Source organism: Myxococcus sp. AB056 (assembly GCF_006547365.1).
Lineage (GTDB): Bacteria > Myxococcota > Myxococcia > Myxococcales > Myxococcaceae > Myxococcus > Myxococcus virescens.
In genome coordinates this window covers 20457-41366 of record NZ_VHLB01000078.1, presented here as the reverse complement: position 1 = coordinate 41366, position 20910 = coordinate 20457, and the positions used below count along the sequence as shown (strand labels likewise).

General features: G+C 69.8%; 18 protein-coding genes. 14 read left to right on the top strand and 4 right to left on the bottom strand.

Features of this window, described 5'->3' with window-relative positions; genetic code table 11:
• Nucleotides 1-684: AraC family transcriptional regulator (locus FMP39_RS27885; RefSeq protein ID WP_228558389.1), on the bottom strand; the 684-nt coding region annotated here is incomplete at its 3' end.
• 92 nt (nt 685-776) lie between these two features.
• On the opposite strand from FMP39_RS27885, the gene FMP39_RS27880 reads away from it, so the two are divergent.
• Entirely contained in the window at nt 777-1898 is a 1122-nt protein-coding gene (locus FMP39_RS27880; RefSeq protein ID WP_141593182.1) for a metal-dependent hydrolase, read from the top strand.
• Nucleotides 1899-2013: 115 nt separating this feature from the next.
• On the opposite strand, the gene FMP39_RS27875 is transcribed toward FMP39_RS27880, so the two are convergent.
• Complete coding sequence (locus FMP39_RS27875; RefSeq protein ID WP_141593181.1) at nt 2014-2880, bottom strand: 50S ribosomal protein L11 methyltransferase; 867 nt, start codon at nt 2878-2880, stop codon at nt 2014-2016.
• A gap of 169 nt (nt 2881-3049) precedes the next feature.
• Here FMP39_RS27875 and FMP39_RS38200 point away from each other — a divergent pair, with 169 nt between their 5' ends.
• Entirely contained in the window at nt 3050-3286 is a 237-nt protein-coding gene (locus tag FMP39_RS38200; protein ID WP_228558388.1) for a hypothetical protein, read from the top strand.
• On the top strand, nt 3283-4194 hold the full coding sequence (locus FMP39_RS27870; protein ID WP_228558387.1) for a hypothetical protein: 912 nt from the start codon (nt 3283-3285) through the stop codon (nt 4192-4194). Before FMP39_RS38200 ends, FMP39_RS27870 begins: the two co-directional genes overlap by 4 nt.
• Before the next feature lie 33 nt (nt 4195-4227).
• Here the strand turns inward: FMP39_RS27870 and FMP39_RS27865 are convergent, their stop codons facing one another.
• Nucleotides 4228-6831 carry a pitrilysin family protein gene (locus tag FMP39_RS27865; protein WP_194858593.1) on the bottom strand — a complete coding sequence of 868 codons (2604 nt, stop codon included), beginning with the start codon at nt 6829-6831 and terminating at the stop codon, nt 4228-4230.
• 199 nt (nt 6832-7030) lie between these two features.
• Here FMP39_RS27865 and FMP39_RS27860 point away from each other — a divergent pair, with 199 nt between their 5' ends.
• From FMP39_RS27860 to FMP39_RS27820, 9 genes are all read left to right on the top strand, one after another.
• Nucleotides 7031-9289, top strand: coding sequence for a plectin 1 isoform 8 (locus FMP39_RS27860; RefSeq protein ID WP_141593178.1), 2259 nt, complete (start codon nt 7031-7033; stop codon nt 9287-9289).
• 13 nt (nt 9290-9302) lie between these two features.
• Complete coding sequence (gene hemW / locus FMP39_RS27855) at nt 9303-10508, top strand: radical SAM family heme chaperone HemW (protein ID WP_141593177.1); 1206 nt, start codon at nt 9303-9305, stop codon at nt 10506-10508.
• A 33-nt stretch (nt 10509-10541) separates the two neighbouring features.
• On the top strand, nt 10542-11372 hold the full coding sequence (locus tag FMP39_RS27850; protein ID WP_141593176.1) for a tetratricopeptide repeat protein: 831 nt from the start codon (nt 10542-10544) through the stop codon (nt 11370-11372).
• Nucleotides 11373-11388: 16 nt separating this feature from the next.
• Entirely contained in the window at nt 11389-12924 is a 1536-nt protein-coding gene (locus FMP39_RS27845) for a DUF4388 domain-containing protein (protein ID WP_141593175.1), read from the top strand.
• Between the two features lie 176 nt (nt 12925-13100).
• Nucleotides 13101-13883, top strand: coding sequence for a TadE/TadG family type IV pilus assembly protein (locus FMP39_RS27840; protein ID WP_141593174.1), 783 nt, complete (start codon nt 13101-13103; stop codon nt 13881-13883).
• On the top strand, nt 13844-15421 hold the full coding sequence (locus FMP39_RS27835; protein ID WP_141593173.1) for a TadE/TadG family type IV pilus assembly protein: 1578 nt from the start codon (nt 13844-13846) through the stop codon (nt 15419-15421). Before FMP39_RS27840 ends, FMP39_RS27835 begins: the two co-directional genes overlap by 40 nt.
• Complete coding sequence (locus FMP39_RS27830; RefSeq protein WP_141593172.1) at nt 15418-16530, top strand: hypothetical protein; 1113 nt, start codon at nt 15418-15420, stop codon at nt 16528-16530. Before FMP39_RS27835 ends, FMP39_RS27830 begins: the two co-directional genes overlap by 4 nt.
• Nucleotides 16530-17387: a hypothetical protein gene (locus FMP39_RS27825; protein WP_141593171.1), complete on the top strand. Its 858-nt coding sequence runs from the start codon at nt 16530-16532 to the stop codon at nt 17385-17387. Before FMP39_RS27830 ends, FMP39_RS27825 begins: the two co-directional genes overlap by 1 nt.
• Nucleotides 17384-17563: a hypothetical protein gene (locus FMP39_RS27820; protein ID WP_011551270.1), complete on the top strand. Its 180-nt coding sequence runs from the start codon at nt 17384-17386 to the stop codon at nt 17561-17563. The genes FMP39_RS27825 and FMP39_RS27820 overlap by 4 nt, the downstream gene beginning before the upstream one ends.
• Before the next feature lie 24 nt (nt 17564-17587).
• On the opposite strand, the gene FMP39_RS27815 is transcribed toward FMP39_RS27820, so the two are convergent.
• A complete protein-coding gene (locus FMP39_RS27815; protein WP_141593170.1) occupies nt 17588-18772 on the bottom strand; it encodes an ABC transporter substrate-binding protein in 1185 nt (394 codons plus the stop codon).
• A 184-nt stretch (nt 18773-18956) separates the two neighbouring features.
• Between FMP39_RS27815 and FMP39_RS27810 the strand changes: the two genes are divergently transcribed.
• Nucleotides 18957-19475, top strand: a complete 519-nt coding sequence (locus FMP39_RS27810; RefSeq protein ID WP_011551272.1) for an SUF system Fe-S cluster assembly regulator — start codon at nt 18957-18959, stop codon at nt 19473-19475.
• The gene (gene sufB, locus FMP39_RS27805) at nt 19472-20908 is read left to right on the top strand and encodes a Fe-S cluster assembly protein SufB (RefSeq protein WP_141593169.1); all 1437 of its coding nucleotides are present in this window, start codon (nt 19472-19474) and stop codon (nt 20906-20908) included. The genes FMP39_RS27810 and sufB overlap by 4 nt, the downstream gene beginning before the upstream one ends.
• Nucleotides 20909-20910 lie beyond the last annotated feature (2 nt).

Sequence of the window (20910 nt, the reverse complement as noted above, 5' to 3'; positions counted from 1 at the left end):
GGTGCCAGCGGCGCGCTCCAGGACGGACAGGAGGACGGGGTCCGCGTCCACCACGCGCAGCGCGAGCGTGGCCGCGTCCAGCGTCAGGGCGTTGCGGCCCGCGTCGAACGCCGGGGTGACGCCAAAATGCTGTTCGAGCGGGCGGAGGTCCGCGGGGGCAGGGTGGGCGAAGGAGACGTGGCGCGGATTCCACGGGTGTTCGGTGAGCTGGCGCCCGACATGGACGAAGAGGGCCAGTCCGAACTCGCTGGCGTGGCGGCCGTAGGCCAGGGGCTCGCCGGGGATGCCGTAGACGAAGGTGCCGCTGCCGTCTGGTGCGTCCTGGAAGGAGGCGCGCCAGGCGGGCTCCAGCAGCGCCATGTACCGGGCCAGCGCGCGGAAGGTGTCACGGACGGTGGGGGAGGCCCGGGCGATGTACTCCACCAGTCCGTAGTTTCCGCGCGGGACTCGCTGCGCCACGTGCAGGCCGAGGAAGGCGTCTCCGGACAGGGCCTCGGCCGCGTCGAGGAAGGCGTGCAGGGTGGCCAGCGGGAGGGTGACTTCGGGCAGCGCGCTCGCGTTGGCGGGCAGCCCGAAGCGCTCCACCAGCGAGGACGGGTCGCGCCCCGTCGCGCGCAGGTAGGCGAGCATCGGTCCCACGAGCTGGGAGCGGACGTCGGTTGGTGGCCGGGAAGGGGGCGGCATCTCCACGCGGTCGCGACGCTACCGTGTCTCGGGCGCGGGGCCCACCACCCTGGAGAGGCGCTGGACGGTGCGGGCAGGCCTAGAGTGGGGGCATGGACAATCTGGCTCACTCGCTCGTCGGTGCGTGGATGGCGGAGGCGGGGCTGAAGCGCACCACGCCGCTCGCCACCGCGACGCTCGTCATCGGCGCCAACCTGCCGGATGTCGATGGCTTCGTCACCCTGGCGGGCTCGGATGCGTCGCTCTACTGGCGCCGGGGCTGGACGCACGGCGTGCTCGCCCTGGCCCTGTGGCCCTTCGTGCTCACGGGATTGATGCTGCTGTGGGACCGGTACGTGCGCAGGCGCAGGCAGCCGGACCTGCCGCCGGCTCGCTTCGGACCGTTGCTGATGCTGTCCACGTTGTCGGTGCTGAGCCACCCCGCACTGGACTGGCTCAACACGTATGGCGTCCGGCTGCTGATGCCCTTTGACGGGACGTGGTTCTACGGAGACGCGCTCTTCATCATCGACCCGTGGGTGTGGCTGCTCGCGGGCGCCGCCGTCATCATGGCGGATGCGCGCACGCGCAGGTCCGCAGCGGGGTGGGTGGTGCTCGGTGTTGCCTCCACCGCGCTCATCATGGTTCCCGCGTTCGTCCCATGGCCCGCGAAGGTGATGTGGGCCGTGGGCGTGGCCGCCATCCTCTGGTTGCGGCTGCGTGGGACCCACGTCCTCTCCGCGCAGCGTGTGGCCCGGGTCTGCGGCGTGGGCTTGTTGGTCTACCTGAGCGCCATCTTCGTGGGCTCGCAGGTGGCGGCACCGGGTGCGCTGGAATGGCTTCGCTCGCAGAACCTCCCCGTGGAGCGCGCCATCGCGGGACCGCTGCCGGCCAACCCCTTCGTGCGGGACATCATCGCCATGGGGCCAGACCGCTACCACTTCGTCCGAGCCGACTTCCTGGCAGGCGACGCGGGCCGCTTCCGCATCAGTGACGCCAGCGTGCCGCGTGAAGCCCAGCCCGGGCCTGTCATCCAGGCCGCGTTGTCGGCGCCGCAGATTCGGGGGCTGGCCAACTGGCTGCGCCTGCCCACGTATCAGGTGGATGAGCGCGCCGATGGATGGAGCGTCACCATCCGCGACGTCCGGTACTCCCGGATGCAGAGCGGCGGCTTGGGCACGGCGGTGGTGGTGCTGGATGGTGCGCTGCGCCCCGTCCGGGTCGAACGGCCGTAGGGGCATGTCCTCCGCCGCTCGCGATGCCGGTGTTGGGCCAGGCGCCTGCGAGCGATGCCTGGCACCCCAGGGCCGCCGTCCCCGCACATGTCTCACGGGGACGGCGCCATGCACTTCAGCGCTGCAGGTCGATGCGCACCCATTCGCCCTGGGTGGCGCCGGTCAGCACGGTGAGGCCCAGGTTGCGGTAGGCGGCTTCCACGTCCGCGCGCTGGTGGGAGAGCACACCCGCCAGCACGAGCCGGTCCTTGGTCTTCGCCACAATCAGCGGGGCCAGCTCGATGAGCGTGTTGGCCAGGATGTTGGCGAGCACCAGGTCGAAGGTGCCCTCCACCTGGGTCAGCTCCTTGCCGGAGACCTCGATGTCCGGCGTGCCGTTCTCCGCCTGGTTCTCCTGCGCCAGCTCCACGGAGATGGGGTCGTTGTCGGTGGCCACGGTGCGGCCCGCGCCCAGCTTCTTCGCGGCGATGGCCAGCACGCCCGTGCCGGTGCCCACGTCCAGGACGGTGGCGCCCGGGTGCTCGGCCATGTACGCGTCCACCGCGGCCAGGCACAGGGACGTCGTCGGGTGGTCGCCGGTGCCAAAGGCCATCTTCGGCTCAATCACGAGCTGCACGGTGCCCGCGGGCGCGTTCGCCTTGTCCCACGGAGGACCGACCCACAACCTGCCCACATGCACGGACTTGATGAGCGACTTCCACTCGTTGCTCCAGTCCTGCTGGGGCTGCTCGTCCAAGGTGAGCTTCGCCTCGGGGAAGGACGACGCCACCTCGTCACGGGCGGACTCGGCCGTGTCGCGCTCGTCGAAGTAGCCGATGATGATGGCCTCGCCAGGGTTCGGTCCGCGCACGCCCGGCATGAGGGGCGCTTCGCGGTCCCGCACTTCGAGGCCCAGCGCGCCCGACTCGTGGATGAGGTCCTGTACGGCCTCGGACGCTTCCTCGGGCAACTCCACTGTGAGTGACAGATAGGTCTGGGACATGCGGGCCCTTTAATCCCAGCGTGGCTAGCGTGGAAGCGCCGTGAGACGCCTCATTCGCTGGTGGCCCCTGATCTGCCTGATTGCCTGCTCGGGTCCGGACGCGCCGGATGCCGCAGTCTGTCGGGATGTCGTCGTCCGGCTTTGCCGGTCGGCGGCATCCTGTCCCGGCGTGGCGGTGCAGCTTGACCTGGGCCTGAGCTGCGAGGCCACCCTCCTCCGGCGGACGGGCTGCGAGGACGACGCCTTTACCTTCGCATCCCTCACTCGAGAGCGCGTCCTGGAGTGCCGCGAGCCTCTGCTCAGTTGGGGCACGTCCACGGACCATCCCCCGACCTGTGCGGACGCGACGCGGTTTCTCACCGAGTGCCCGGACGTCGCGGGCTTCTTCCGGGAGGACCAACCATGAAGCGTCTGGGGGCGGCGGTGTTGGTGATGGCGGTAGGGTGCGCGCCGCTGGACGTGGAGCGGAGGACGGAGCGCGGGCCGCTCTTGCGGACCTACTCCCAGGAGAAGGCGCTGAACGAGCGCATCCCCTTCGCCACGACGCAGGTGCAGTGGCCCCAGCTCACGCTGGCGTTCTCCTCGTCGGACATCTGCCGCACCGAGCAGCATGGGGAGTACGCGGAGGACATCATCTCCACGCACAGCAACACGGGCGCGGCGGCGGCGGTGAGCACCGGAGGCATTCTCACGGTGCTGGGAGGGACGCTGCTGGTGGGGCGCACGCTGTTCTCGGACACGCCGAACCGCTCCGCCATCGATGAAAAGGGCCGTTACGGCGCCTCCAGCCGCGACGTCGCCACGGGGTGGGGCTTGGGGCTGCTCATCGCCGGTGTGCCCGCGGTGGTGGCCGGCATCGTTCAGCTCTCCCGCAGCGGCGAGACGCGGGAGACACGCAAGACGGATGAGCTGCTGTCCTTGCGCGAGGTGCCCTGCCAGCCCAAGCCCGTGGACGGCGTGGTGGAGCTGGCGGGAGGACCGGGCCCGCAGCCTCCGCCTCGGCTCACCCTCAACGGGGCGCTGGTGCTGACGGCGGATGAGATTCGGCAGTTGTCCTTCGTCGGACTGGCGCTGGATGGTACGCCCGTCACGCTGGAAGAAGAGGACCTGGACCGGCTGGAGACCTTCCGCACCTGCGCGACGCTGCTGGCCACGCCGGTGGACCCGCAGGCGCTGGCCGGAGAGGCGCGCTCACAGCCGGACCGGCTGCGAATGAAGCGCGAGCTGGCGCGGGGCTGCGCGACGCTTCCGGGCGCTCCGGCACAGCCCCTGCTCGAAGCCATCGAAGGCGCCCTCGGGAGCACCGCCCTCTAGGGGCGGCGTGTCCTCCCGAGGGACACCGCGTCGCTACGGACCGACGACCGCCAGCGCGCTGCGGTCGAAGTTGATGATTTTGCGCGCCACCTCGCGCACGTCGTCCGCCGTCACCTTGGCGACGTGGTCCGCGTAGTGGAGGAAGTTCTCCAGGCCCAGGCCGTAGCAGGTGTCCAGCGCCAGCAGCGCCGCGCGCGAGCCGTTGCGCTGCAAGCCAATCTCGTGCGTGCCAATGAGGTGCTGTTTGGCGCGCGCCAGCTCCTCGGCGGGGATGGGCTCGTCGCGCACGCGCTCCAGCTCCGCGCGGATGCCGGCCAGCGCCGCGTCCACCTTCTCCGGGCTGGTGCCCATGTACGTGGCGAAGTAGCCCGGATCCACGCCTTCGATGGCGAACGAGCTGACGCTGTACGCCATGGAGCGCTTGTCCCGCAGCTCCACGAAGAGCCGTCCGCCCTGGCCGGACAGCACCGTGGAGAGCACCTCCAGCGCGTGCTGCTGCGGGTCGCCCACCCGGATGCCCGGGAAGCCGAGCACCAGGTGCGCCTGGGCCCGAGCCAACACCTTCTTCGCCTCGCGAGGCCCCTCCAGGGGCGCCTCCAGCGCCACCTTCGGCGGCGGGGCCGCCTTGCCGCGCGACGCGCCGAAGTACTCGCGCGCCAGGGCCATCACCTCGTCCACCTTCACGTCGCCCACCACGCTGAGCGTCAGCTGTGACGGGTCCATGTGCGCCGCGTGCCACGCGCGCAGCAGCTCCGGCGTCAGCTTCTCCACGGACGCCTGCTCACCCGTGGTGGGCATCCGGTAGGGGTGCGTGCGGTAGATGGTCTTGCTGAACAGGTCGAAGGCCACGCTGGACGGCTTGTCCTCGCGCGTGAGGATGTCCTGGAGCAGCAGCGTGCGCTCGCGGGCGACCTCGGCCTCCGGGAACGAGGGATTCAGCAGGCAATCCGCGAAGAGGCGGAAGGCCGGCTCGAAGTGGCGCGACAGGAACTCCCCGCGCAGGCCCACCGAGTTGCGCCCACCCTGGCCACCCAGGCTGCCCGCGTACGCGTCGATGAGGTCGGAGACCTCCTCCGCGTCGTGCGTCGGCGTCCCCCGCGTGATGCTGCGGGTGAGCAGCGTGGTGATGCCGTTGTCCTCCGGCGTCTCGTAGCGCAGACCGCCCGCGAAGGCGGCGCGGATGGCGAACAGCGGCACCGCGGGCTCCACGCGCACGACAATCGTCGCGCCCGACGGCAGCTTCTCCGTGATGATGTCGCTGGGGCCAGCGCTCGTGCCCTTCAGGATGCGCACCGGCGAGTCACTCACGGCCACCTTGCGCGGCTTGCGCTCGGGCGGCGCCGCGGCGGGCGCGCGGTCCACGGCATCCAGCACCTCGTGGACCTGCGCCTCCGTCAGCGGCGTGCCCTCCGGCAGCAGGCCGGTGACGACGGCGCGGTCGAAGCGCAGGTAGCGCTCGGCGGCGGCGCGCAGGTGCTCGGGCGTGAGGTTGCGCACGGCCTCGTAGTAGCGGGCCTCCGCCTCCAGGCTGCCCATGCCGGACTGGTAGAAGCCCATCTTCCGGGCCACGCCCTGCACCGTCTCGCGCTGGTACACGGCCTCCGCTTCCACCAGCGCCTTGGCCGTGGCCAGCTCCTCCGCTGTCACCGGCGTGGCGCGCAGCGTGGCCAGCCCCCGCGCCGTCTCCTCCAGCGCCCGGACGGCGTTGGCGGGCTGGAGCGTCAGCGACGCGGAGAAGAGGCCCGGGTCCGTGGGCGTATACGCGAAGGTGTGGATGTCGTTGACCAGGTTGTGGCGGCGCTTCACCTCGCGCACCAGCCGGGACGCGTCTCCCTGGCCGGCAATCATCGCCAGCACGTCCAGCGCGGGCACGTCCTCGTGGTCCGCCTGGGGAATCCCGAAGGCCAGGTGGAGGTAGGCCTCCTTCACCTCGTCCGGGCGCAGCAGGATGCGCCGGCCCGCGGCCACGGGCTCCGGGGCGCGCGCTACCCGGCCCTCATACGGCCGGCCCCAGTCGCCGCCGAAGATGTCGTCCACCCACTCGCGCAGCTCCGCCTCGCGCAAGTCTCCCGCCACCGACAGCACCAGGTTCTTGGGCGTGTAGTGGCGGTGGTAGAACTCCAGCACCTTCTCCCGCGTGAAGCTGCGCACGCTCTCCTCGGTGCCGATGACGGGCAGCCGGTAGGGGTGCACCTGGTAGGCGGTGGAGAAGAGGTCACGCGAGGCGCGGCGGGACGGCGTGTCCTGGCTGCGCTTGATTTCCTCGCACACCACCTCGATTTCGCGCGACAGCTCGCCCGCGTCGAAGGCCGACCGGCGCACCGCATCGCCCAGGATGTCCAGGCCCATCCGGGCGAACTGGCTGGCGATGACGATGTGGTAGACGGTCTGGTCGTAGGAGGTCCAGGCGTTGATTTCGCCGCCATGGGACTCCACGTCCCGGGCGACCTCACCGGGGCCGCGGCGCTCGGTGCCCTTGAAGAGCATGTGCTCGTGCAGGTGGGCCAGCCCTGCCTGGTCCGGCCGCTCGTCGGCACTCCCGGCCTTGACCCAGACCTGGAAGGCCGCGACCTTGGCGGCGTGCTGCTCCTCGAAGACGACGGTAAGCCCGTTGGGTAGCGCGTAGCGGATGGCCATAGAAACTTCCGAAGCTGTCACCGGCCCACTGGGAGGGCAAGGCGAGGTGTGATGTTTTCCCTCACTGGCTAACGCCTGGGAGCCTCGGCGTCGAGGAGACTGTACGGCTGCCGTCCGACCGGATGGATGGACTTCGGACGCGCACATGCCCACGCGTCTCTGGTCGTGAGCCCGTTCGGGGGGTAACCTGCGCCCGCCCATGCCGTCACCTCCGGAAGAGGTGGATCCGCTCGCGGACCTGCGCGAAAGCCTGGACCTGGAAGACACCGGTGCCTCGGTGGCCCCCGCCGCCCCCGCCCCCGTGGCCTCCAGGCCCTTGCCAAAGCCACCGCCCTCGGCTCCACCGCCCGCCGCTCCGCCTCCGTTGCCGCCGCGCCGTCCGGCCGCCCCCCTGGCCGCCGTGCCCAAGGGCACGGGAGCGCCCGCGTCCCCGAAGGCGCCCGCGTCCCCGGCTGCCGCTGCTGCTGCCCCCGCCGTCCGCGCCGCGCGGGCCCCGGGGAATGATCCATTCGGTGAGCCGCCCGAAATCCGGATGCCCATGGGCGGCTCGCCCGAGGACAAGCTGGAGTACTTCCGGGCCGTGGTCCGCCAGAAGACGGAGACCCTGGCGCGGGCCCGGACGCTGTACGCGGAGCGCGACGGCGAGCTCAACGGCGTGAAGCAGTCGCTGACGCTGGCGCGCAAGGAGCTGGCGGAGTCGAAGGCCAGTGTCTCCGCCTTCCAGGAGGAGCTGGCCCGGGCGGAGGCGGAGACCCAGTCGCGGCTCGCCAGCCTCCAGGAAGAGCTCTCCGCGGTGGAGGCGGACCGCAAGGACCTGTCTCGCGCGCTGGCGGAGGTCGAATCCGACGTGCCGCGCCTGACGGCGGAGCTCCAGGAGGAGCGCGAGGCCCGTGGCGCCGTGGCCGAGGAGCTGATTGGCGCGAAGGAAGCGCTGTCGCTGGCCCAGGACCGCGTGGCGGAGCTGGCCGCGGAGAAGTCCGAGGCCCAGGGCGCCCTGGAGGCCGTCCAGGAGCAGTACCAGCAGGCCATCGCCGACGTGGAGCGGCTGACCACCGACCTGGAGGCAGCGTCGGCGGAGAAGGACGCGCTGAGCCTGCGCACCGCGCAGCTGGAGGCCGCGCTGGCGGAGGCCCAGTCCGGGCTGAGCGCGCTGGAGAGCGAGAGCGACTGGTCGAAGAACTCGCTGGAGGAGGCCCAGGGCCGCGCGGGCACGCTGGAGGCCGAGCGCGACGAGGCGCGCAAGCAGCTGGCGGTGGTGGAGGACGGGCTGCGCACCCTGCAGGAGCAGGTGGCGGAGCTGGAGCGTTCGCTGGCGCTGAAGGACGCCGAAATCGTGGGCCTGCGCGCGGCGCTCACCGCGCGCACCACCGAGGCCGCGGAGCTGCCCGCGCTGCGTCAGGCGCTGGAAGCGCGCACGGCGGAGCTGACCCAGCTCAAGGCGAAGCTGGAGGCGGAGGCGGCGAAGGCCGAGGAGCGCTCACTGGCCCTGGAAGAGGGATTGGCACAGGCCAGTGAGCGGGCGCAGCTGGCGGAAGGCGAGGCCGCGGCGCTGAAGGAGGCGCTGGAAGCCGCCGAGGTGGAGCAGGTGTCGTTGCGCGACCGCATGGAAGCGGACGCGGCGGCGCTGGGCGAGGCGGTGCAGCAGGCCGAGACGAAGGTGTCCGAGCTGACGGCGGCGGTGGAGGCCGCGCACGCGGACCATGCGTCGTGGAAGGAGCAGCTCGCCGCGGTGGAGCTGAAGGCGGCCACCAAGGACGCCGAGCGCGTCGGCCTGGCCGCCCGGGTGTCCATGCTGGAGACTGCGTCCGGCCAGCGCGAGGCGGAGCTGGTGCGGCTGCAAGCAGAGGTGGCGAAGGCCCAGGAGGCGCTGGCGCTGGAGCGTGCACGCCGCGAGGCGGCCGAGGCCGAGCGCACCGATGCGGAGGTGAAGGCGGCCCAGGCCGAGGCCCAGGTGGAGTCGCTGACGGTGGGGCAGGGCGGCGCCGAGGCGCAGGTGGCCTCGCTCACCGAGGAATTGGAGGCCGCGCGCGCCGAGGCGGACAAGGTGGAGCGCCTCCAGGGCCGGCTGAAGATGATGGAGGGGGCCTTGGAAGGCGCGAAGGCCCAGGCCGCGTCAGCCGGCAAGTCGGACGCGGCGCGCGCTGCGACCGAGGCGAAGCTGGCGCGCATCGAGGCGTCGCTGAAGGCCGAGGAGCAGAAGCGGGCCGACGTGGAAGCCTCGCTGCGGGCGGAGCAGGACGCCCGGCGGGCGCTCGAGGCGAAGCTGGCCGAGCAGCCGGGGACTCCCTCCCAGAGCGCGGGTGCGCCAGCGGACTGGGAGGCGGAGCGCGAGCAGCTCAAGGCGGACGCGGCCAACCTCAAGCGCAAGCTGGTGGCGGCCGAGACAGCGCTCGAGAACGCGGCGGGCTACAAGGCGAAGATTGCCCGGCTGGAGGCGCAATTGAAGGGCAAGAGGTAGAGGTTTTTCCTTCATGCCTTTCGACGCGCCAGTGGATGCCCTCACGGGAATGCCGGCGGCCCGCTTCGGGCTGTACCTGCATTTCCCGTACTGCCTCGCGAAGTGCCCCTACTGCGACTTCGCGGTGGCGGTGGCGCGGCAGGTGCCGGAGGAGCGCTACGCCCGCGCGGTGCTGGCGGAGCTGGATACCCGGCTGGCCGCCGAGCCCTCGCTCGCGGGGAAGGTGCTCGACTCCATCTTCCTGGGCGGTGGGACGCCGTCCCTGTGGCACCCGCGCTACGTGGCCCAGGTGCTGGACGGCATCGCCGCGAGGCTGCGGGTGGCGCCTGGCGTGGAGGTGTCGCTGGAGGGCAATCCGGAGCGCGCGGACGCGGAGCGCTTCGCGGGCTACCGCGCGGCGGGGGTGAACCGGCTGTCGCTGGGCGTGCAGTCCTTCCAGCCGGAGACGCTCAAGGCGTTGGGGCGCGCGCATGACGCGGCCATGGTGGAAGGGGCCGTGGACGCGGCCCGGAGCGCGGCCTTCCCGGTGGTGGCCATGGACTTCATCTATGGCGTGCACGGGCAGACGGTGGCGCAGGTGGAGGCGGATGCGCGCCGGGCGGTGGCGCTGGCCCCCGAGCATCTGTCCACCTACGCGCTGACGGTGGAGCGCGACGTGCTGGCGGAGGACACGCCCCTGTCGAAGCGGCTCAAGCGCGGCGAGCTGGAGCTGCCGCCCGACGACACCGTGGTCGACATGGCGCGGGTGGTGCGCGAGGTGTACGGGGCGGCGGGGCTGCACCGCTACGAGGTGTCCAACCACGCGCGGCCGGGGTTCAGCTCACGGCACAACGCGCTGTACTGGACGGGCGGGGAGTACCTGGCGCTGGGCGTGGGGGCCACGGGCATGTTGCTGTCGCCCCAGCCGCACCGGTACGTGAACCTGCGCAGCGCGGAGCGCTACCTCGTGGAGGCGGAGGCGGGGCGGCTGCCAGAGGAAGGCCGCGAGCCGCTGGGCCCGGAGGAACTCTTCGCGGAGCGCCTGTCCATGGGACTGCGGCTGGTGTCGGGCGTGGACTGGGAGGCCGTCTGCGAGCGATATGGGCAGCCGGTGGAGCCCCGTCGGGCGGAAGTCGCGCGGCTGGTGGCGCACGGCTTCGCGACGCTGCGGGGCGGGCGGCTGGCATTGACGGAGAAGGGCGCGGACGTCCACAGCGCCGTGTGCGCGCGGCTGCTCTAGGCGGCGTCCACTGGAACGGATTTCGAGAGGCGTATGAGCAAGTGGATACTGTGGCTGTTCCTCACCCTGCTGACGGGCAGCCCGCTGCTGTCGCTGGGCCTCATCATCGTCATCATCTTCGTGGCGGACCGCTTCACGTGGCAGGTGCTGCCCAGCCCGGTGCGGCTGCTCAAGCGCTTCCAGCGCGCGGGGCAACTGGCGGGCACCATCCTCACCAACCCGCATGAGCGGCGCGCGCGGCACGAGCTGGCGGACATCCGCGTGGAGCAGCGCCGCTACGCCGAGGCGGTGGACATCCTCAAGCCCAACCTGGAGGCGGGCGACGAGGACGTGGACACGCTGTACCTGCTGGGCGTGGCCTACCTGGGCGCCGGGGACGCGCAGCGCGGCGAGCTGCTGCTGGACGAGGCGGCGAAGCTGGACCCGGACCACAAGCTGGGCGCCATCGACCTGGAGCGCGGCCGTTTCCGGCTGAAGCGCGGCGACGTGCCGGGCGCGGTGGAGGCGCTGGAGCGCTACTGCAAGGTGCGACACGGCACGGTGGAGGGCCGCTACCTGCTGGCCAAGGCCCTGAGCCGGGCGGGCCGCGGCGACGACGCGAAGCGGATGCGCGACCTGGCCTGGTCCGAATACGTGGTGGCGCCCCGGTTCCAGCGACGCCGGGAGCGCAAGTGGGCCTGGCGCGCGCGGCCCAGCCGGCCGTTGATGTACGCGGCGGCCGTGGCCCTGGTGCTGGGCCTGCTGGCGTCCATGTTGCCCCGGTTCGGAGTGACCCCGGAGCGAGGCTACGGCGGCCGCTACGGCTACGACGTGTATGACGCGCCACCCACTGCGTCGGGGATGGAGGAGTACCAGGGCGAGTAGCGCTAGGCTCTCGCCCATGTTCCCCACGCCGTCGCAGGTCCTCCGCCAGCGGGAGGGAGTGCTGGCCGATACGCCGTTCCCCCTGCTGCTTCACGCGCTGATGGCGGAGGAGCGCACCTGCACGTTGGAATTGAAGGTGCGCCAGCGGGAGAAGCGCATCGTCTTCGAGGACGGCGCGCCGGTGGCGTGCCAGTCCAACCTCCTCCACGAGACGCTGGGCAAGTACCTGGTGGAGAAGGGCAAGCTGTCGGAGACGGACTACCAGAAGGCGCTGGCGGAGAGCATCTCCGCGGAGGTGCCGCTCAGCGGCCTGCTGGTGCAGAAGGGCCTCATCAGTCCCTTCGATTTGTACAAGCAATTGCAGGCGAACCTGGCGCACAAGCTGCTGGACTGCTTCCGCTGGGTGGACGCGAAGTACCGGCTCATCGCCGACGTGGAGCCTCCGGACGCCAGCGTGCGGACGAACACGGGCCAGCTCATCCTCACGGGGGTGGCCAACGTGATGCCTTTCGACGCGGTGGCCACGCACTTCACCTTCACGGACGAGCGCCGCTTCGGGCAGATGCCGGGCGCGGAGGCGGGGCTGAAGCTGTCGTCGAAGGACGCGCGGCTGTTCCAGGCGCTCCGGCTGCGCCCCACCTTCGGGGAGCTGATGGAGCGCACCGGGTTCGACACGGAGGTGGTGCTCCGGCGGTTGTACGCGTTGTGCCTGCTGGAGGTCGCGGGCTTCGTGGAGGACGTGGACGCGAAGGCGGCCCGGCTGAGCGCGGGGAAGGGGACGGCGCCCGCCGCGCCCGAACCGGTGGCGCCTCCGGTGGCGGCGCCCGCTCCGCAGGGGACGCCGTTCTCCGACGAGGACGAGGCGGCGCGCAATGCCCTGGTGGGCGCCTTCATGTCGCACCGGAGCAAGGACCCCTTCGCGCTGTTGGACGTGCCCGAGGACGTGCAGCCGGTGCCGCTGCGCAAGGCCTTCCTGGCCCTGGCGGACCGCTACGCACCCCTGCGCTTCCACACGCCGGAGCTCCGTGAGAAGGCGGAGGTGCTGCTGGCGGCCCATGCGAAGGCGTTTGGCGCGCTGTCGGACGCGGAGCAGAACCTGCTGTGGCGCAAGCGGCGCGCGGCGCATCGGGAGAAGGACCGGGGCACGCGGCCCACCACGGCCGAGCAGTTCCGCATCCGCACGGACTTGCTGGATGCGACGACGCAGTTCGACGAGGCGAAGCGCCGGCTGGCCGCGCGGAACCACGCGGGGGCCTTCGAGTACTTCGAGTACGCCTGCGACATCGACCCGAAGCCGCTGTACCAGGCCTACCGGGCCTACGCGCGCTATCTGATGAAGCCGGAGGCGCACGGACGGCTGGCGCAGCAGGAGTTGCAGGAGGTGCTGCGCCAGGAGCCCACGCTGGAGGAGGGCTGGGCCTTCCTGGGTGAAGTGGCCCAGGGCGAAGGCCAGTGGGGGCAGGCCGAAGACGCGTTCCGCAAGGCGTTCAAGCTGAACCCGAAGAACCGCCGCTACGTCGAACTCATCCAGGAGATTGTCCGGCGGCGCTAGGCAAGCCCCTGTCTGGCTGCCTGCCTGACAGGGTTTGTCTGGTGTTGGGTTTGGAGCCATTTCCAGTCCCTGTGGGTGGCGTCTGTTTGGCGCCCGACAGTGGATGTCATTATTTGCGGGCCGGGAGGGGCCTGGGTTTTCCTTTTTGCGGGGGGCGCTGGGTAGTCTTTGGCGCCATGGGCAGCATTCGTGAGAGGAATCAGTCGGGCCAGGCGGCCGTCGAAGCTGCCATTGTCCTTCCCCTGTTCGTCTTCCTCATCCTGGGCATCCTCCAGCTGGGGCTGATGCACCAGGCGCGGCTGCTGACCAAGTACGCCGCCTACAAGGCTGTGCGGGCTGGGTCGCTGAACAGCGCCAAGGTCGAGGAGATGGAGAAGGCCGCGCTCGCGGTGCTGATGCCGATGCTGAGCGTTCCCGGGCAGAAGGGGGCTTACATCCCCCCGGTGGGAAGCGCGGCGGAGTTCCAGGCCAAGTGGCGTGACGTGTCGGGCAACCAGATTCCCGGTACGTCACTGAAACACGCGCAGGTCACCGTCTGCGGCCCCACGCGGAGCGACGTCGGTGGAGGGGGTCCGGAGCTGGACTTCGATGACCCCCGGAACACCGCGCCCACGGGCTGGAAGGAGAGCCACCGCACCAAGCTGCGCGTCCAGGTGACGTTCAACTACCGGATGATCATCCCCTTCGCGGACTGGGTCATCTACCAATCCACCCGTGGCCGCGAGCTGCGGAAGGAATTGCGAATGTATCGCAAGCCTACCGACCCAAAGAAGCAGGGCGACAAACCGGACCGCACGGAGTCCCTCCTGGAGCAGGCGGCTGCGCAGAAAGTCTACATCACCCCCATTCGCGCCACCTACACCATGCGGATGCAGTCCAACTTCTTCCTCAACCGGGCAGCCCTCCCAGGGAGCAACGAATGCGTCTTCCCATTCTCCTACAAAGGCAAGGCGCCGTGAGCGCCTCGGCCAGGAGACGCGCGCAGCGAGGGCAATCCATTGTCCTGGGAGCGCTGTCCTTCCTGGTGCTCGCGTTGATGGTGACGCTGAGCTTCAACCTCGCACATGCGCTGCGGCAGAAGATGGGTTTGCAGCAGCACAGCGACGCGTTGGCGTACTCCATGGCGGTCCTGGAGGCGCGGTCGCTCAATTACTATGCAGTCAGCAACCGGGCCATCGCGGCTTCCTACGTCGCGATGAACAGCCTCCACGCATACATGGCGGCGGCGAGCGTGACGGGTTCGATGATGCGGGCCTCGGAGGCGAACTTCAAGGAGTTCGCAAGGCGCGAGAAAATCATGTGCAGTTGCAAGGGGTGCTACGAGCACTGCGTGCACTCCATGGAAGCGACGAAGATCGCGACCGAGTTCGCCAACGCGGGCCGTGAGTACGACCAGAAGGTCCGTGCCCTGGAGTCCAGCTTCAACGCCGCGATTCGGGGGCTCGACGTCATGGTGGACAACCTGCATGCCTCTCAGCGTGAGGCGCATTCCCAGACGCTCCAGGCCATCCAGGATGGCCGCAGCCATGGCTTGTCGCTCCTGGCGGACTACACCGCGCCGGAAGTGGGTGCGCTGCCGCAGGCCGTGGGGGGGCTCAACGCGAATGAATTCAACTGCGCGGTGGATGGGATGAACTGCCGGGGGAGCGTGGAGAACGCTTCGCCCGAAGCGCTCGCCAGGGTCATGACGGAAATCTCCAACGCCACCCGTTCTGGCTGGCCGGCGGCACGAAAGACCGGAGCGCGCGGGGTTGCAAAGCCCCCGTACCTGCATGAGGACGTCATCCGGGACCTTCGGGACATCGCACAGAAGAAGCTGTACACGGTGACCTCCCACGAGGGAACGGCGAAGTCGGTTCAGGACAAGGGCCAGGTCAACGACGGCGGGAAGCAAGGCGGTAACCAGGGGACGACGATTGCCGCGCGAGAGGAAGGGGCGATTCGGAACACCTGGGAGCACCAGCTCACGTCGACCACCGACTACGAGGCGGAAGTCTGGAGCGATGCCAACGGGGGTGACCATACCCCGGGTGGCGCGCACTCGGGCTCGCACAACTTCGAGGGTGTCAACGCCAACGCATTGTCGGGCTGCGCCCGGTCGGGCAACTGCTTCATGAAGTTCCGAGCCAACCCCTCCTCTGGCAGGGATTGGGGGCAGCCGCGCGTGTACAGCTACCTGACGCGGCGACTCCGGGTCGGCGACCCGAGCCGGGCGCCCTGGGAGTTGAACGCGTCGGCCCAGATTCAACTGGACCATGGCGCGCAGGGGACCGCGACGCTGACGCTCGCGGCGCAGGAGGGCGTGGCGCTCTCCAAGGCGCTCGTCTACTACCACCGCTTCGGCGCGAATGGCTGGCGTGAGGCGCCCAACCTTTTCAGTCCCTACTGGCGCGCGAAGCTGCACCCCATCTCATCCGACGAGGCCGCGGAGGTCCTGGAAGCGGCAGGTAACACGGACGCGTCCAGGCTGGCGCGGGTCCCGGGGGTGTCCCTGTGAAGCGCGCATCCAGGCGAGGTGCCGCGGCCGTGGAGATGGCGGTGTGCATGCTCGTCATCGTCCCCGTGTTCCTCTACTCGTTGTTCCTCTTCGACCTGCTGCGCCACATGTTGGACTCGCAGGAGACCTCCCTGTCCACGGCCTGGGACTACACCGTCCTGGACTATGAGAAGGAGCCCGAGAGCGTCGCGACGGAGGACGGGGGGACGACGACGGAGGCCTTCTCCGGCTTCGAGATGGCGCAGGCCTATTCGCGGTACATGTACTGCGACCACGAGTCGGGTATCGACAGCTACGGCCCAGGAAAGGGGCCGGAGTGCAGCGCTGATCCCGATTCAGAAGACCACCACACGGACGTAGTCGCCCATGCGTGCTGGCTCAATCCTGGCGCACGGCAGGTGTACTGCACCCTGGATGCACAGGCCGTGGGCGCGTACGGCGTCTCACTCCACCAGTCCTTCATGGACACCTTCGGGCGGGGCGGCCTCATCCGCTGTTCCGCGCGCCTGGGCGTCCAGAACTACCTCCTGCCGGAGTCGTTCCTGCCGGAGTTCTCCGAGGTGAAGCTGGCCAAGGAGAAGCAGGAGCGGGCCAACGGCATCCACAGAAACGCAACGGGCGAAACGCTCCCGGAGGGCCATGCCCGAGGCGACAACGTCTACCTGCTCCCCTGGGAGCAGATTGCCATCCTCACCGACACCTGGGCGCTCACGGAGCACGCGGACGTGCGGCCGGGCACCGCGGGTGGGCGAGGGATGCACGAGCGCGTCACCCAGCTCTACCAGAACGAGGACAACAGCGGCTTCACCGACATGTCGAGCGCGTCCGAGCGGTTGGTGAACCAGGCCATCAGCTCGGGGCTCCTCCATGACAGCCTGAGGCTGGAGTCCCAGAGCTACCGGACGCCTGGGGATGACCCTCGCAATCCCAGCCTCGCCATCAAGCCCGACCAGAGTGGTGACGGCGCCGTGGAGGAAGTCGAGCAGCAGGGAGGCCGCCAGGGCTACTTCAGCAACGAGTGGCAGGACTGGGGGAGCAACAACAACCAGCGCACCTACGAGGCGCGTGGCAACTGGTACCTGGGTTGCGCGAGGTCGGAGTCGTGCTGATGCCTGTTGCCGCCTCGCGCCCCGTCGTCCGGATTCCCGCGCTGCTCTTCTCCGTGGCGGTGGTGGGCGGTCTCATCGGCTTCTCATGGGAGCACGCCGTCTACCGGGGCAGCGACAGTCATCAGGAATGGAGCCCGCCGGAGCTGGGCACCGAGGTGGAGACATCCTCCCGCGGGTGGGTGCGCACGCCCGCGGAGGAGGCCATCCTCCAGCGAGCACTGGTCCACTTCCCGCCGTACCCCAACGCCACCCGTCCCGAACCGCTCGCCGCCGACTACCTGGGGCCCGGGGCGCCCATGGCGGTGGCGTGGTTCTCCACGCAAGACGCGCCCGCGAAGGTCCTGGAGCACTACACACAGGCGCTGCTCGCCAAGGGGCTGCCGGTGCTGCACCAACGCCACGGGGAGAAGGGCGGCTACGTGGGCTACTGGAGCCCCGCCACGGAAGAGGTGCGGCTGGTGTCCACGCTGGCGCAAGGGGGGGAGACGCTGGTGCTCGTCTCCGCCGGCCAGGTGGGCGCCATGCTGGCGCGGGCGGCGGCCGTGCCCGACTGGCTTCCCGTGCCCGGCGAGCTCGCGGAGACGCGCACCGTGAACTTCAACCTGGAGGGCGCCTCGCACCACGTGGTGACGGGCCAGCTCCAGGCGGACTCGCCGGACGCGGCGGCGCAGCGCTACGGTGCCCTCTTCCGTGAGCGCGGCTGGCAGGTGGGAACGCTCGCGCCGGTGGCGCCGAACGGCATCGCCTTCGAAGTGCTCAAGGAGTCCGTGAGCGGCCGCGCGGTGCTGCGTGGCCTCTCGCCGGGCTCGGGAGTCGAGGTCCAGCTCACGCTGCTACGCCGGAGCGTTGCCCCATGAGGAAGTCCCTGCGTCCGTCGCGGTCCGCCCGCGGCCAGTCCATGGTGGAGTACGCCATCGTCACCGCGGCCCTGCTGGGCTTCAGCACGATGGGGTGGCCCTTCCTGGTGCAACTGCTCAACGCGCTGCACCGCTACTTCAACTCCATCTACTACGTCATCCAGGCCCCCATCTGAGGCACGGGGGCCTGGGCGCCGCGGTTACGGCGTCACCGTGGTGACGAACTCCGCCTTGCCGCCGGAGACCTTGAGCACCACAGCCTCCTTCACCGCGTCGCGGTTGGCGTCCAGGGTGATTTTGCCTGTCACGCCCGGGAACTCCTTCGTCGCGGCAATCGCGTCGCGCAGCGAAGGGCCGCTCAGGTCCGGCGCGCGCTTCATGGCGTCGATGGTCACCCGCGCCGCGTCGTACGCCAGCGCGGCCACGCTGTCCGGCACGCTGCCGTAGGTGGCCTTGTAGCGGGCCAGGAACTTCTGGAGCAGCGGGTCCGGGTTGTCCGGAGAGTAGTGGTTGGCGAAGTAGCTGCCCTCCAGTGCGGAGCCGCCCAGCTCGTACAGCTTGTCGGAGTCCCAGCCGTCGCCGCCGAGCAGCGGCACCTTGAGCCCGATTTCACGCGCCTGCCGCGCGATGATGCCGACGTCCGTGTAGTAGCCAGGGACGAAGACGGCGTCCGGCTTCAGCCGCTTGAGGGACGTCAGTTGCGCGCGGAAGTCCGTGTCGCCCTTGGAGTAGCTCTCGTCGCCCGGCACCTCGCCGCCGAACTCCTTGAACCTGGCGGTGAACACGTCCGCCAGGCCCATGGAGAACGCGCTCTTGTTGTCGCGCAGCACCGCCACGCGGGACAGCTTCAGGTTCTCCCGCGCGAACTTCGCCATGGCGAGCCCCTGGAAGGGGTCGATGAAGCAGACGCGGAAGATGTAGTCGCCCTTCTGCGTCACTTCCGGCGCGGTGGACGTGGGCGTCACCATGGGCACCTTGCCCGCCTGCGCCTTCTCCGCCATGGCCATGGACACCGACGAGGCCGCCTCGCCGAGAATCGCCACCACCTTGTCCTGGGTGATGAGCCGCGTCACGGCCTGGGCGCCTTCCTCCGGCCGGCCCTGGCTGTCGTAGACGCGCACCTGGAGCTTCTTGCCCTTCACGCCGCCCGCCTCGTTGGCCTCGTTCAGCGCCAGCTCGATGCCGTTGCGCGCGGACACCCCGAAGGTCGCCTCGCTCCCCGTGAGGCTGCCGACTTCTCCCAGCAGAATCGTGTTCGAGTCCACCGGAGCAGCCGGTGCCCCGGTCGCCTGCCCCTCCGGCGAGGGCGCGGCGGGCGCGTTCTTCTTCTCGCAGGCCACCACGGCCAGGGCCAGGGTCGCGAGCAGTATCAGGGGACGGCGCATCGGCAAGGTTCCTCCGGGGGACGGTGGCGTCACCCTATCCCTCTCCCCCCCGCCCTCCAACCAGCGGCGCTTCAGGGTGGGATTCAAATTGCAATGTGGACTGAAACGGTCCTGATTACATATGAGGTCCCCCGTGGCCCGAGGTTTTTCGGCGCCTGGACCCAGAGAGGAGACACCCGCACCCATGCTCCGGATGAGCAAGATGACCGACTACGGCATCGTGCTGATGACCGAGCTGGCTCGCGCGGAGGGTGACACGCGCACCACCCGTGAGCTGGCGGCGCGCACGCGCGTGCCACTTCCCTCGGCCAGCAAGGTGCTCAAGAGCCTGCTCCAGGCGGCGCTCGTGGTGTCGCACCGTGGCGCCAACGGCGGCTACGGACTGGCACGCCCGGCCCATGAGCTTCCGCTGGCCGAACTGGTCACCGCGCTCGAGGGGCCGGTCGCCCTCACGGAGTGTGGCGTCCACACCTCCGGGGGTGCGCCCTGTGAGCTGGAGTCCGTCTGTCAGGTGCGGGGCCACTGGCGCCTCATCAACGACGCCATCCAGGAGGCCCTGGGGCGGCTGACGCTGGCGGACCTCATCGCCCCCGCGCCCCGCGTGCCAGAGCGCCTCGTGGGCCTGGGGACACCCTCTCGCCCGGCGCCTTCCCCGGCCGCTGGCCACCCCCCTCCCGCTTCCGCGACAGGAGTCCGCTCATGAGCACCGAAACCCTCCAGGAACTGACGCGCCGCCCGTATGCGGCGGGCTTCGTCACCCAGGTGGAATCGGACACGTTTCCCCCCGGGCTGGACGAGGACGTCATCCGCCAGATTTCCGCGAAGAAGGGGGAGCCGGAGTTCCTCCTCGATTGGCGCCTCAAGGCCTTCCGCCACTGGAAGACGATGAAGGAGCCCACGTGGCAGGCCGTCACCTACGCGCCCATCGACTACCAGGCCATCAGCTACTACTCGGCGCCGAAGCAGAAGCCGGTGAAGGCCAGCCTGGACGAGGTGGACCCGGAGATTCTGCGCACCTACGAGAAGCTCGGCATCCCGCTGCATGAGCAGAAGCTGCTCCAGAACGTGGCGGTGGACGCCGTCTTCGACTCGGTGTCGGTGGCCACCACGTTCAAGGACAAGCTGGCCAAGGCGGGCGTCATCTTCTGCTCGTTCTCCGAGGCCGTGCGCGAGCACCCGGAGCTGGTGAAGAAGTACCTGGGCTCGGTGGTGCCGTACTCGGACAACTACTTCGCCGCGCTCAACTCCGCTGTCTTCAGCGACGGTTCGTTCGTCTACATCCCCAAGGGCGTGCGCTGCCCCATGGAGCTGTCCACGTACTTCCGCATCAACGCGGCGGACACGGGCCAGTTCGAGCGCACGCTCATCGTCGCGGAGGAGGGCTCCCACGTGAGCTACCTGGAGGGCTGCACGGCCCCCATGCGCGACACCAACCAGCTCCACGCCGCGGTGGTGGAGCTGGTGGCCTTGGACAACGCCACCATCAAGTACTCCACGGTGCAGAACTGGTACCCGGGCGACGCGGAGGGGCGCGGCGGCATCTACAACTTCGTCACCAAGCGCGGCATCGCGCACCGGGCGGCGAAGATTTCGTGGACGCAGGTGGAGACGGGCTCGGCGATTACGTGGAAGTACCCGAGCGTCATCCTCAAGGGGGATGACTCGGTGGGCGAGTTCTACTCGGTGGCGCTCACCAACCACATGCAGCAGGCGGACACGGGCACGAAGATGGTGCACATCGGGAAGAACACCCGCAGCACCATCGTGTCCAAGGGCATCTCCGCCGGCCGCGGGCAGAACACGTACCGGGGGCTGGTGAAGGTGCTCAAGAGCGCGGAGAACGCGCGCAACTACACGCAGTGCGATTCGCTGCTGCTCGGTGACAAGTGCGGCGCCCACACGGTGCCGTACATCGAGGTGAAGAACGCGTCGGCGCAGGTGGAGCACGAAGCGTCCACGTCGAAGATTGGCGAGGACCAGCTCTTCTACTGCCGGCAGCGGGGCATCTCGCAGGAGGACGCGGTGTCGATGATCGTCAACGGCTTCTGCCGCCAGGTGTTCAAGGAGCTCCCCATGGAGTTCGCGGTGGAAGCACAGAAGCTGCTCGGAGTGAGCCTGGAAGGGAGCGTGGGGTAGGC